Source organism: Pseudomonas sp. P7759 (assembly GCF_013386445.1).
Lineage (GTDB): Bacteria > Pseudomonadota > Gammaproteobacteria > Pseudomonadales > Pseudomonadaceae > Aquipseudomonas > Aquipseudomonas azotoformans_A.
On the sequence record NZ_JACART010000063.1, the window covers coordinates 60,555 to 72,868 of the forward strand.

Sequence of the window (12,314 nt, forward strand, 5' to 3'; positions counted from 1 at the left end):
CTCTATGCGAGCCATACCGCTCCTTACGCTTTTGCTCAGTGGTTGGTTTGCACTCCCCGCCCACGCCGATGAAGCCCAAGACTGGCTGACTCGACTTGGGCGTGCAGAGCAGCAGCAAAGCTTTCAAGGCACGTTCGTCTACGAACGTAACGGCAGTTTTTCCACGCATGACATCTGGCATCGTGTCCAGGAGGGCCAGGTCCGTGAGCGGCTCTTGCAGCTCGATGGTTCTGCCCAGGAAGTCGTGCGAGTGGATGGCCGGGCCCAATGTGTCAGCGGCTCCCTTGTCGCAGGCCTTGGTAACTCGCGTGATGCGCCGTCCCGTGCGCTGGATCCGCAAAAACTCAATCAATTCTACGAACTGGCCGTCATTGGCAAATCCCGTGTGGCCGGGCGTAACGCGGTGATCGTGTCGATCACGCCACGTGACCAGTATCGCTACGGTTTTGAACTGCATCTGGATCGTGAAACGGCGCTGCCGCTCAAGTCCCTTCTGCTGAACGACCAGGGCCAACTGCTTGAGCGCTTCCAGTTCACGCGACTGAACACATCGGTCGTGCCGAATGATCGCGATCTGCAACCCAGCAGCGAATGCACTCCCATATCCGTCGCCAATGACAAAGCGCCAGAGGTGCAGTCGACCGAAGCCTGGCATTTGGAGTGGTTGCCGCCAGGCTTTCAGCTGACCAATACGAGTGCACGAAAAGACACTCATACCAAGGCCACAGTCGACAGCCTGATGTACGAGGATGGATTGGCGCGTTTCTCTGTGTTCCTTGAGCCGATCAGCGATGCGGGTGTCACCGAAACCCGTACCCAACTGGGCCCAACGGTGGCCGTATCCCGTCGCCTGAATACGGTGGACGGCGAAATGATGGTGACCGTGGTGGGCGAAATCCCGATCGGCACCGCAGAACGTATCGCGTTGTCGGTGCGCGGCGAAAAAAAACCAGCCGCCCAGCCGTGAGCCGTTAATCCTATGTTCATCCTGACGTTTCACTGTATTTGCATGCCAGGTTGGCTGCCGAGAGCATGAAATGTCTGGATCAGCATTTTCACTTGCAAAAATCTCTTATGTTTTTTATAGGTCAGGGCTTGTCGGCTCTGGCCTTGTTTTGTTCGCGGAACAAAGATGTCGGTCGCAGTTTTCGGCGTTTCTTGAACCCTGTCGCTCAACCCTGCTCGTCGTAACGGGAGCTGTATGTCGATACCACGTTTGAAGTCTTACCTATCCATAGTCGCCACGGTGTTGGTGCTGGGTCAGGCCTTGCCCGCGCAAGCGGCCGAGCTGCCTGACTTTACCCAGTTGGTTGAGCAAGCCTCGCCGGCCGTGGTGAACATCAGTACCACGCAAAAACTGCCGGATCGCAAAGTTTCCAACCAGCAGATGCCGGACCTGGAAGGCCTGCCGCCAATGTTGCGCGAGTTCTTTGAACGCGGCATGCCGCAACCGCGTGCCCCCCGTGGTGGCGGGGGTGGCCAGCGTGAGGCTCAGTCCCTGGGCTCGGGCTTCATCATCTCGCCGGACGGCTACATCCTCACCAATAACCACGTGATTGCCGACGCCGATGAGATTCTCGTGCGCCTGGCTGACCGCAGTGAACTGAAAGCCAAGCTGGTGGGCACTGACCCTCGTTCCGATGTGGCGCTGCTGAAGATCGAAGGCAAAGACCTGCCCGTGCTGAAATTGGGCAAATCCCAGGATCTGAAGGCCGGGCAGTGGGTCGTCGCCATCGGCTCGCCGTTTGGTTTTGACCACACCGTGACCCAGGGCATCGTCAGCGCCATAGGCCGCAGCCTGCCGAACGAAAACTACGTGCCGTTTATCCAGACCGACGTGCCGATCAACCCGGGTAACTCGGGTGGTCCGCTGTTCAACCTGGCCGGTGAAGTGGTGGGGATCAACTCGCAGATCTACACCCGTTCCGGTGGTTTCATGGGCGTGTCGTTCGCTATCCCGATCGACGTCGCCATGGATGTTTCCAACCAGCTGAAAAGCGGCGGCAAAGTCAGCCGTGGCTGGTTGGGCGTGGTGATCCAGGAAGTGAACAAAGACCTGGCCGAGTCGTTCGGCCTCGACAAGCCGGCCGGTGCGTTGGTCGCACAGATCCAGGACGACGGCCCGGCTGCCAAAGGCGGCCTGCAAGTCGGCGACGTGATCCTGAGCATGAACGGCCAGCCGATCGTTATGTCGGCCGACCTGCCACATCTGGTAGGCGCACTCAAGGCGGGCAGCAAGGCCAAGCTGGAAGTGATCCGCGAAGGCAAGCGCCAGACCGTTGAGCTGACGGTCGGTGCCATCCCTGAAGAAGGCGCAACCCTGGATGCCTTGGGCAATGCCAAGCCAGGCGCCGAGCGCAGCAGCAACCGCCTGGGTATTGCCGTGGCCGAGCTGACCGATGAGCAGAAGAAAACCTTCGACCTCAAGAGTGGCGTGGTGATCAAGGAAGTACAGGACGGTCCTGCCTCCCTGATCGGTTTGCAGCCGGGTGATGTCATCACCCACCTGAACAACCAGGCCATCGACAGCACCAAGCAATTCACCGACATCGCCAAGGCGTTGCCGAAGAATCGTTCGGTGTCGATGCGCGTGCTGCGTCAGGGGCGTGCAAGCTTCATCACGTTCAAGCTCGCCGAGTAAGTCGTTAGAAACAAAAAGCTCCGCCTTCGTTTGAAGGCGGGGCTTTTTTGTGGACGAGAGGTTTAGCTCATCATCCCTTTGACCAGGCGTTCCTGTTCGATCAATTCGCGCTGGCGTGCGTCGATACGTGAAGAGAGTGGGAAGTTGCTGCCTGCGCGACGCTTGGCAAAATCCAGCTGCTGGATCGCCTGCTGGAAATCACCCACCAGCGCAAAGTACTCGGCACGTGCCTGGTGCAGACCGATGATGTTACCGGACAAACCGCGCGTCTCGGCGACTTGGTACCAGACGTCGGGGTCGTCAGGACGAGATTTGAGCAAGCCATCCAGGGCTTTCTCCGCATCCGCGGTGCGGTTCTGTTTGAGCAGCAGGTCCACCCGGATCTGATTCAACGGATAGTTGCTGGGGTACTGGGTCAGCATTCGATCAGTACGTTGCTGGGCATCAGGCAGATGGTTGTTGTCGATATCAAGCTGGATCAGCGCCAGGTTATAGGTGATGTCGTTCGGCGCCTTGGCCAGTAACATCGTCAGGTTTTCCCGAGCTTGCTTGAACTGAGAGCCCTTGATCTGGGCGATAGCCAGGCCATAACGCGCCACATCGTTCTTCGGGTTCTCGTCCAGCTGCGCCTGGAAGCGCTTGGCGGCGAGGCCTGACGTGTCTTCGTATTGCAGCTGCACCCGTGCGCGAATCAGTTGATAACGCAGGCTGTCTTCCTTGCCACCGGCTTTGGCTTGCTCGGCCCGGTTGCGGGTGTCGGCGATCCGCGATTCGGTGACCGGGTGCGTCAGCAGGAATTCTGGCGGCTTGGCATCGAAGCGGTATTGGCGCATCAGGCGTTCGAACATGGTCGGCATGGAGCGCGGGTCGTAGCCGGCTTTTTCCAGGTTGAGGATACCGATACGGTCCGCCTCTTGTTCGTTCTGGCGGGAGAACCGGCGCTGTTCCTGGATCGCCGCCGCCTGGGTGCCGGCAATCGCGGCAATACCCGCGTCGCCCGCGCCGGCTGCTGCGGCAATGATGCCACCCAGCAGGGCCGCCATCATTGGGATCTGCATACGCTGTTGCGCTTCCACGCCACGGGCGAAGTGACGCTGGGATAAGTGCGCCAGTTCGTGGGCCAGTACCGAGGCATATTCCCCTTCGGTCTGGGCGTTGAGGAACAGGCCGCCGTTGACCCCGACAATTCCGCCAGGCGCGGCAAAGGCGTTCAATTGCGGGCTGTTGATCAGGATGAACTCCAGGCGCCGGTCGTTGACCTGACTGGTCTCCACCAGCTTGTAGACGCTGGTTTCGACATAATCCTTGAGCTGCGGGTCGTTGAGTTGCGAGACCTGGCCTCGAAGGTAGGCCAGCCAGGCGCGGCCCAACTGGTATTCCTGTTGTGGCGAGACAATGGCAGAACTGGCGTCGCCGAGTGACGGCAGGTCGTCAGCGAAGCCTGGGGAGGCCAGCAGGCAAGCCAGCGTCAGCAGGGTGGGGCGCAAAAAAGTCATGCACAAAGCCTTTCGACAAAGAGCTTACTGTAGCCGGACACTGAGCTTCGGACCAGATATTCTAAGCATCCCCGACGCTTGCCTGGAGTAAACCATGACCGACGCTGTAGCCTTTGATGCCGAACTCGATGCCAGCGGCCTCAATTGCCCGTTGCCCTTGCTCAAGGCCAAGTTGGAGCTCAATCGCCTGGCCAGTGGTGCAGTGCTCAAGGTGATCGCCACGGACGCGGGCTCCCAGCGTGATTTCCGCACCTTTGCCAAGCTCGCCGGCCACACCCTGCTCCATGAAGAAGACGCCGCCGGTGTGTACCGTTACTGGTTGCGCAAGGCCTGAACCGTTCGCCCCTACCACCCGAGGTTGATTGATGTTCAAAGTGTTACGAGACTGGATCCAGCGCTATTTCTCCGATGAGGAGGCCGTGGTGCTGGCGGTCCTACTGTTTCTGGCCTTTACGGCCGTGCTCACCTTGGGCGGCATGCTGGCGCCGGTATTGGCGGGGATGGTGCTCGCGTATCTGATGCAAGGGCTGGTGACCACACTGGAGCGTTTGCGCTTGCCGGGGGGAGCCGCCGTGGGCCTGGTGTTCGCCTTGTTCATGGGCCTGCTGGTGCTGTTTATCGTGGTGGTATTGCCGTTGCTGTGGCATCAACTGATCACGCTGTTCAACGAACTGCCGGGCATGCTCGCCAAATGGCAATCGCTGTTGCTGCTGTTGCCGGAGCGCTACCCGCACCTGGTGTCGGACGAACAGGTGTTGCAGGCCATCGAAGCAGCGCGCGGCGAGATCGGAAAATTCGGGCAATGGGCGCTGACTTTTTCCCTGTCCAGCCTGCCGTTGCTGGTCAACATCATGATCTACCTGGTGCTGGTGCCGATCCTGGTGTTCTTCTTCCTCAAGGACCGCGCCATGATCGGCCGTTGGGTACGTGGCTATCTGCCGCGCGAACGTGCGTTGATTACCCGGGTGGCCGAGGAAATGAATCGGCAGATTGCCAACTATATTCGTGGCAAGGTCATCGAGATCATTATCTGCGGCGGCGTGACCTATATCGCTTTTATCGCCCTGGACCTGAACTACGCGGCGTTGCTGGCGTTGTTGGTGGGTATTTCAGTGGTAGTGCCGTACGTCGGCGCTGTGGTGGTGACCGTGCCGGTGGCGCTGATCGCGCTGTTCCAGTGGGGCTGGAGTGACCAGTTCATCTACCTGATGGCGGTGTACGGGATCATCCAGACCTTGGATGGCAACGTGCTGGTGCCACTGTTGTTCTCGGAGGCCGTCAACCTGCACCCGGTCGCGATCATCTGCGCGGTGCTGTTGTTTGGTGGGTTATGGGGATTCTGGGGCGTGTTCTTTGCAATCCCCCTGGCGACGCTGTTCAAGGCGGTGCTGGATGCGTGGCCGCGACAGGAGCCGGTGGTGGCGCCGCTGTTGTAGCTGCTTAACCTTCTGTAGTGAGCGGGCNNGGGCTGCGAAGCAGCCCTAATCTAGACACCGTGTTCTTCCAGTTGAAACGCGCTGGCAGGCTTTGGGGCGGCTTCGCCACCCAGCGCGGGGCAAGCCCGCTCACCACAACAGCCCACTGCGCTTCAGGCTTTGTTCAAAGCCTGCGCCGCCGCCAGAACTGCATCCACATGGCCCGGCACTTTCACGCCACGCCATTCCTGACGCAGCACGCCGTCCTTATCGATCAGGAACGTGCTGCGATCCACGCCCAGGTATTCCTTGCCGTACAGCTTCTTCAACTTGATCACATCAAATAGCTGGCAGACCGCTTCATCCTTGTCGCTGATCAGCTCGAAGGGGAATGCCTGCTTGCCCTTGAAGTTCTCGTGAGACTTCACGCTGTCCCGCGACACGCCAAACACTTCGGTGTTGGCCGCTTTGAATGCTGCGTACTGGTCGCGAAAACCCTGGCCTTCGGTGGTACAACCCGGCGTGCTGTCCTTTGGGTAGAAGTAGATCACCACTTGCTTGCCCTTGAGGGCTGCAAGGCTGAAGGTCTGGCCGCTGGTGGCCTGGGCTTCGAAATCGGCTACCGGTTTGTCGATGACTACCGCCATGAAAACTTCCTTACATTGGGTTCTGTGGGCGCCACGGCTCGATCAGTGCGTCGAGGTTCAGGGCATCGGCGAAATCCAGGAACTGGTCGCGCAGCCAACTGATCTGCACGCCGGCCGGCAAGGTCACGGTAAACGTGGCGTTCAGCATGGTGCCGCCGGTTTGCGGGGCCTGGTAGGTGTCGCAGGTCAGGTTCTCCAGCTCGACGTTGTGGTCGATGAAGAATTGGCACAGCTCGTTGACGATGTCCGAACGATAGGCCGAGCTGACGTACGCCACATAAGGCAGGGCCTGGGGACGATTCTCCAGGGCGGCACTGCGCACCACATTGACCGTGAAGTCATGCTTCTTAGCCAGGCCCGGCAGGCCGGTTTCCAGGCGCGCCAGGGCGTCCCAGGTGCCGGAGATCTGCAGGACCAGTGCGCTGCACTCGCCGTGGCGGGTCAGGCGGGAGGTCACGACGGCGCAGCGGTTTTCATGGCTGGCGCGGCACAGGACGTTGGTCAGCTCCATGGGGTTGGCGCCGAGGGCACTGATAACAAGGAATTGTTCGCGAACTGTGGGGGTGGACATGCAGCCTTCCTAAAACGATGAGCGGTCGATACTGTGCGGGCTGTATCGATCAAAGGATGAAGGGTAGCGAAAACCGTCGCCAAGGGATAGGAGGTGGCGTTTTCATTGCGTGATCGGCTCGATTTCACTGTGCTCCAAGGCGGGCTTTGGCCCAATGATGGCATTGCCCGTCGTTTAGTTGCGCCATAACGCATCCTCAGGCGGTACTTCGCTTGTGCAAGCATCTTGGCGCCAGTACCATTACGGCTCTCTTTTTCCGGCAGGAGCGGTTGCATGATTGCGGGCAGTATGGTGGCACTGGTCACACCCATGGATGCACAAGGTCATCTCGACTGGGACAGCCTGGGCAAACTGGTGGACTTCCACCTGCAAGAAGGCACCAACGCCATCGTGGCGGTCGGCACCACCGGTGAATCGGCCACCCTTGATGTGGAAGAACACATCCAGGTCATCGAATTCGTGGTCAAGCGCGTCGCGGGCCGTATTGCCGTGATCGCCGGTACGGGCGCCAACTCGACGCGTGAAGCGATCGAGCTGACCAAGAACGCCAAGAAGGCCGGCGCCGATGCCTGCCTGCTGGTGACCCCGTACTACAACAAGCCGACCCAGGAAGGCCTGTACCAGCACTTCCGCGCCATCGCCGAAGCGGTCGATATTCCGCAGATCCTTTACAACGTGCCAGGCCGCACGGCCTGCGACATGCAGGCCGCGACCGTGATCCGCTTGTCCACCGTGCCGAACATCATCGGTATCAAGGAAGCCACCGGCGACCTGCAACGCGCCAAGGACATCCTGGCCGGCGTGAGCAGTGATTTCCTGCTGTATTCCGGTGACGACGCCACCGCCGTTGAGCTGATCCTGCTGGGCGGCAAGGGCAACATCTCCGTGACCGCCAACGTGGCCCCGCGTGCCATGAGCGAAATGTGCGCCGCCGCCATTGCCGGCGACGCCGTGACCGCCCGCGCGATCCACGAGAAGCTGATGCCGCTCAACAAGACACTGTTTATCGAATCCAACCCTATTCCCGTGAAGTGGGCGCTGACTGAAATGGGCATGATGCCGGACGGTATCCGTCTGCCGCTCACCCGTCTCAGCGAAGCCTGTCACGAACCGCTGCGACAGGCCCTGCGCCAGTCCGGCGTCCTGGTTTAATTGAGGAAGCACTACGCATGAAGCGATTGGCCGGACTTTCCGCACTTGCCTTGATTATCTCCAGCACCAGTGGCTGCGGTTGGATCTGGGGCCCGGAAGGCTACTTCCGTGACCGCGGTAGCGATTACCTGGAAGCCCAACCTACCAAACCGATGGAATTGCCGCCGGGCGTCAACGTCGCCAAGCGCCTTGACCCGTTGCTGCCGATTCCGCGTAACGTCGCCGACGACACCACCAAGGGTGAGTACGTGGTGCCACGTCCACAGCCGATCTCGGCCGTGGCGGATGCCAGCGACTACAGCCTGCAGAAGAGCGGTGATTCCCGCTGGATCGTGGCCCAGCGCCCACCTGCTGAAGTCTGGCCGGTGGCCGTGCAGTTCTTCCAGGACAACGGTTTCCGCATCGACGAGCAACGCCCGCAGACCGGTGAGTTCACCACCGCATGGCAGCAAGGCGGCGAGTTGTCCGCCACCATGGCCAAGCGCCTGCAGGCCGGTGGTGTAGCCGCCGACAGCGAAGCCCGTGTGCGTGTGCGCATTGAACCAGGCGTGCAGCGTAATACCAGTGAAGTCTACGTGGTCAGCGCCGAGCGTCCGGCCGGCAGCACCGCCAACGTTGATTTCACCAACCGTTCGGTCAACACCGGTGTCGACTCGGCCCTGGTTGACGAGATGCTGGCCAGCATGAGCCGTATCTCCGAGAAGGGCGGTTCGGTTTCCCTGCTCGCCGCGCGTGATTACGACACCCCGAGCCGCGTCAGCCTGACTGAAGACGGCAGCGGCAACGTGGTGTTGAACCTGGGTGAAGACCTCGACCGTGCCTGGGCCAGTGTTGGCCGTGCATTGGAGCAGGGCCCTTGGCGTGTAGAAGACATCAACCGCAGCCTGGGCCTGTACTACATCAACGTGGCTGAAAAGGCCGAGCATAAAGATGAAGAGCCAGGTTTCTTCAGCAAACTGTTCGGCAGCCAGCCGACCAAGGAAGAAATCGAGACCCGTGCCGAGCGTTACCAGGTTCGTTTGAGCAAGGTTGGCGAAAGCGTACAGGTCACCGTCGAGAAGAACATCAACACCGTTGCACCCGCTGAGACAGCGCGCAAAGTGTTGGGCGTGATTCAAGACAACCTGGGCTGATCCGGTGCGTTTTGCCGTTCTCGGCAGCGGTAGCCAAGGGAACGGTACGCTGGTCGCCCACGACGACACGTACGTGCTGGTGGATTGTGGTTTCTCGTTACGGGAAACCGAGCGGCGCCTGCTGCGCCTGGGGGTTCACCCCGCGCAGTTGAGCGCGATTCTGGTGACCCACGAACATGCCGACCACGTGCATGGCGTGGGTTTGCTGTCTCGGCGCTACAATCTTCCGGTGTACCTCAGTCGCGGTACCTTGCGCGGGATGCGCAAACCCATTGAACCCGCAGGTTTCCTGGCCGGTGGCGAGCAGCTGCAAATCGGAGCCTTGAGCATCGATGTGATAGCCGTGGCGCACGACGCCCAGGAGCCGACGCAATATGTCTTCAGCGATGGTGAGCGACGCTTTGGCGTACTCACCGACCTGGGTTCCTACTGCGCGAAGGTATTGGACGGTTACCGCGATCTCGATGCGTTGATGATCGAGTCCAACCACTGCCGAGACCTGTTGGCTCGCGGTCATTACCCCCGCTTTCTCAAGCAACGGGTGGGCGGCGAACTGGGGCATTTGAACAACCACCAGGCGGCGTACCTGGTGTATGAGTTGGGCTGGCAAGATTTGCAACACCTGGTCCTGGCCCACCTGAGCAGCAAGAACAACCTGCCGCAGCTGGCCCGGCAATGTTTTGTCGACACCCTCGGGTGCGACCCGGACTGGCTGCAACTGGCCGATCAAGATTCAGGGCTCGACTGGCGACACATCGCCTAGCCCACCATTTAGCAAGCGGAGCCCATCATGGAAAAACGTGAAGAACTCTACCGCGGCAAAGCCAAGTCGGTGTACAAGACCGACGACGCCAACCGCCTGATCCTGCTGTTTCGCAACGACACGTCGGCGTTCGACGGCAAGCGCATCGAACAACTTGATCGCAAAGGCATGGTGAACAACAAGTTCAACGCCTTCATCATGCAGAAACTCGAAGAGGCCGGCATTCCGACCCAATTCGACAAGCTGCTGGGCGACAACGAGTGCCTGGTCAAGAAGCTCGACATGATCCCGGTGGAATGCGTCGTGCGTAACTACGCCGCCGGCAGCCTGGTCAAGCGTCTGGGCGTGGAAGAGGGCCTCAAGCTCAACCCTTACACCTTCGAACTGTTCCTGAAGGACGACGCCAAGGGCGACCCGTTCATCAACGAATCCCACGTCGTGGCATTCGGCTGGGGCACCGCTGAGCAACTGGCACGCATGAAAGAGTTGTCCCTCAAGGTCAACGACGTGCTGAGCAAATTGTTCGACGACGCCGGCCTGCTGCTGGTGGACTTCAAGCTGGAATTCGGCGTGTTCCACGACGGCTCCATCGTCCTGGGCGACGAATTCAGCCCGGACGGCTGCCGTCTGTGGGACAAAGACACCAAGAAGAAGATGGACAAGGACCGCTTCCGCCAGGGCCTCGGTGACGTCATCGAAGCCTACGAAGAAGTCGCCAACCGTCTGGGCGTACCGCTTTAATCGACGCAAGCATCTGATAGCACGGAAAAAAATCTCGCTTCGAGCTTTGCTTTCCTGAGTCACGCTGTTATGATGCGCGCCGTTGGAGAGATGCCAGAGTGGCCGAATGGGACGGATTCGAAATCCGTTGTACCTTCACCGGTACCTAGGGTTCGAATCCCTATCTCTCCGCCATTTTATTGACGCTCTTGTAAATCAAGCACTTACGAGAGGTCACATAAAGCGTTTTGTACCAACGCTTTGTACCAAAATAAACAGCCCTGATCTTCGGATCGGGGCTTTTTTTTGACCAAAATTTGTTCAGTTGCTGTGCCTACGGAGCTGGTAAGGCTTTAACCCTCGATTTCCTTTCGTCACCCACGGTTGTTCCGTCCTAGGACACCTGTGCTGAGAAGTTTGTACGGAAAACGACAGAAGGGTAGGTTGGAGGGTCGTAAGCGTCTCAAAACGCTTCACAGCCCTTCTCATGGGAAAATAATCTGATCGTGTTGAGCTGAACGAGATTCAGCCCAATGGACCAACCAGCAAGGCCAGATAATCCACCATCAGAAATGCAGGAATAGCTTTAATTAAAAAAGTATCTTGGCGGGAAGCTGAACGACAAACGCATGATCCAAAGTTTTGGGCTTGCAGTGCTGAACAATTTCGCGCAGCGAGTGCCCGGACGTTAAACGAAAGAATGAGCTTCAAGGATCAACCAAAGACATTGCACTGTCTAATGCATTTCAATGGTTAACACATGATCCAATACCCAGTTATCGATAGCTGGTTTGCTGACGCCTTTAGGTTTTTAAAGAGATCTAAAATTATACGCGCACGCTATAGGTTTTCAGTCCTTGATTTCCGTGGCCTGTAGAGACTTTACAGTACAAAAAATTGTACTGTAAAGGTATTTTAGAGTACAAAAAACTGTACTCTAAAGGGGTGTTTTGCAACATATTTGTGGAGTTTCTCTTTTTGGAGTACAAAAAATTGTACTCCAAAGTTTGCTTTATTTTCTCATACTAAAATATTTTTCAACAAATTTGTGCTTAAACCACAATTTTGTGTTTTTCAAATGCTATTGTATTAAAACAAACTAAATAATAATCAACATGAACATTGAGAATAGAAGATATATAAGACTGCCTACTTCTGACAAAGCCTTGGAAGCTCTTTGTAAAGTGGCTTTGACAAAACACTCCGCGCATACGCTATTGATAAAACTCTGTACTGCTGCTGATAAAACAGAAACTGGCTTGCATGTCGTTTATACGGACAAAGCAGAGATTAGGAAGTGGATGGATTGCACAAGCGAAAATGTACGCAGATGCATGAACGTTTTAATTGAGCAGAAATTAATTGCTGTTGAGCATGATAAAGCCCATGGAATGATGTGGATTGAAGTTAAGTTCCTTAACCTTTAATTGATAGAAAAATAAAAAGACTGCGGCAAACAGTCTAATTAATGAGTTGAGGTTGAGATGAAGAACCCTTTTAATAGTATAACATTTAATAAATTAGAAAAGAATTTTTACGCGCAGATTCTTACGAGCGCAATGCCTTATTATATTGCAGTGGTTGGTTTTGATAAAGTGGCTGGGCAAATCCTGATGGCTGCAGTCGAAAATATGGATAGATTTAATGAATGCAAAGTTAAGCTTCATGACCTTGATAAGTACTTGGACGTTTCTGAAAATACTCGTAAGAAATCCCTAAATGTTTTGAGGTATATGAATTTCATTGAAACTAAAAATAGTAATAGGACTGGTGGTG

12 protein-coding genes, 1 tRNA gene and 1 pseudogene are annotated in these 12,314 nt (G+C 57.2%); 11 read left to right on the plus strand and 3 right to left on the minus strand.

All coding sequences use genetic code 11. The annotated features are described in order from the left end of the window. Positions 1-4 precede the first annotated feature (4 nt). Both HX823_RS29600 and HX823_RS29605 read left to right on the plus strand, forming a co-directional pair. Entirely contained in the window at positions 5-967 is a 963-nt protein-coding gene (locus HX823_RS29600; RefSeq protein WP_038848195.1) for a MucB/RseB C-terminal domain-containing protein, read from the plus strand. Between the two features lie 234 nt (positions 968-1,201). Then, positions 1,202-2,641: a DegQ family serine endoprotease gene (locus HX823_RS29605; protein WP_016975170.1), complete on the plus strand. Its 1,440-nt coding sequence runs from the start codon at positions 1,202-1,204 to the stop codon at positions 2,639-2,641. 62 nt (positions 2,642-2,703) lie between these two features. Here HX823_RS29605 and HX823_RS29610 read toward each other — a convergent pair whose 3' ends face one another. Continuing rightward, positions 2,704-4,137: a M48 family metalloprotease gene (locus HX823_RS29610; RefSeq protein WP_038848198.1), complete on the minus strand. Its 1,434-nt coding sequence runs from the start codon at positions 4,135-4,137 to the stop codon at positions 2,704-2,706. A gap of 94 nt (positions 4,138-4,231) precedes the next feature. Between HX823_RS29610 and HX823_RS29615 the strand changes: the two genes are divergently transcribed. Beyond that, positions 4,232-4,471, plus strand: coding sequence for a sulfurtransferase TusA family protein (locus HX823_RS29615; RefSeq protein ID WP_010212198.1), 240 nt, complete (start codon positions 4,232-4,234; stop codon positions 4,469-4,471). Between the two features lie 31 nt (positions 4,472-4,502). Continuing rightward, positions 4,503-5,573, plus strand: coding sequence for an AI-2E family transporter (locus tag HX823_RS29620; protein ID WP_033902651.1), 1,071 nt, complete (start codon positions 4,503-4,505; stop codon positions 5,571-5,573). A gap of 152 nt (positions 5,574-5,725) precedes the next feature. Here HX823_RS29620 and HX823_RS29625 read toward each other — a convergent pair whose 3' ends face one another. Then, complete coding sequence (locus HX823_RS29625; RefSeq protein ID WP_016975173.1) at positions 5,726-6,199, minus strand: peroxiredoxin; 474 nt, start codon at positions 6,197-6,199, stop codon at positions 5,726-5,728. A 10-nt stretch (positions 6,200-6,209) separates the two neighbouring features. Continuing rightward, positions 6,210-6,770: a glycine cleavage system protein R gene (locus HX823_RS29630; protein ID WP_003172487.1), complete on the minus strand. Its 561-nt coding sequence runs from the start codon at positions 6,768-6,770 to the stop codon at positions 6,210-6,212. 273 nt (positions 6,771-7,043) lie between these two features. On the opposite strand from HX823_RS29630, the gene dapA reads away from it, so the two are divergent. The 7 genes and pseudogenes from dapA to HX823_RS29665 all read left to right on the plus strand — a co-directional run. Beyond that, on the plus strand, positions 7,044-7,922 hold the full coding sequence (gene dapA, locus HX823_RS29635; RefSeq protein WP_033902649.1) for a 4-hydroxy-tetrahydrodipicolinate synthase: 879 nt from the start codon (positions 7,044-7,046) through the stop codon (positions 7,920-7,922). 17 nt (positions 7,923-7,939) lie between these two features. Continuing rightward, positions 7,940-9,055, plus strand: a complete 1,116-nt coding sequence (gene bamC / locus HX823_RS29640) for an outer membrane protein assembly factor BamC (protein ID WP_177078166.1) — start codon at positions 7,940-7,942, stop codon at positions 9,053-9,055. Positions 9,056-9,059: 4 nt separating this feature from the next. Beyond that, complete coding sequence (locus HX823_RS29645; protein WP_033902647.1) at positions 9,060-9,818, plus strand: MBL fold metallo-hydrolase; 759 nt, start codon at positions 9,060-9,062, stop codon at positions 9,816-9,818. Positions 9,819-9,845: 27 nt separating this feature from the next. Then, positions 9,846-10,559 carry a phosphoribosylaminoimidazolesuccinocarboxamide synthase gene (gene purC / locus HX823_RS29650; RefSeq protein WP_003172493.1) on the plus strand — a complete coding sequence of 238 codons (714 nt, stop codon included), beginning with the start codon at positions 9,846-9,848 and terminating at the stop codon, positions 10,557-10,559. A gap of 84 nt (positions 10,560-10,643) precedes the next feature. After that, positions 10,644-10,733: transfer RNA gene (locus tag HX823_RS29655), tRNA-Ser, on the plus strand. Positions 10,734-11,653: 920 nt separating this feature from the next. Then, positions 11,654-11,965: a hypothetical protein gene (locus HX823_RS29660; RefSeq protein ID WP_138726264.1), complete on the plus strand. Its 312-nt coding sequence runs from the start codon at positions 11,654-11,656 to the stop codon at positions 11,963-11,965. A 57-nt stretch (positions 11,966-12,022) separates the two neighbouring features. Then, positions 12,023-12,314: pseudogene (locus HX823_RS29665) on the plus strand (hypothetical protein); the annotation flags it as partial.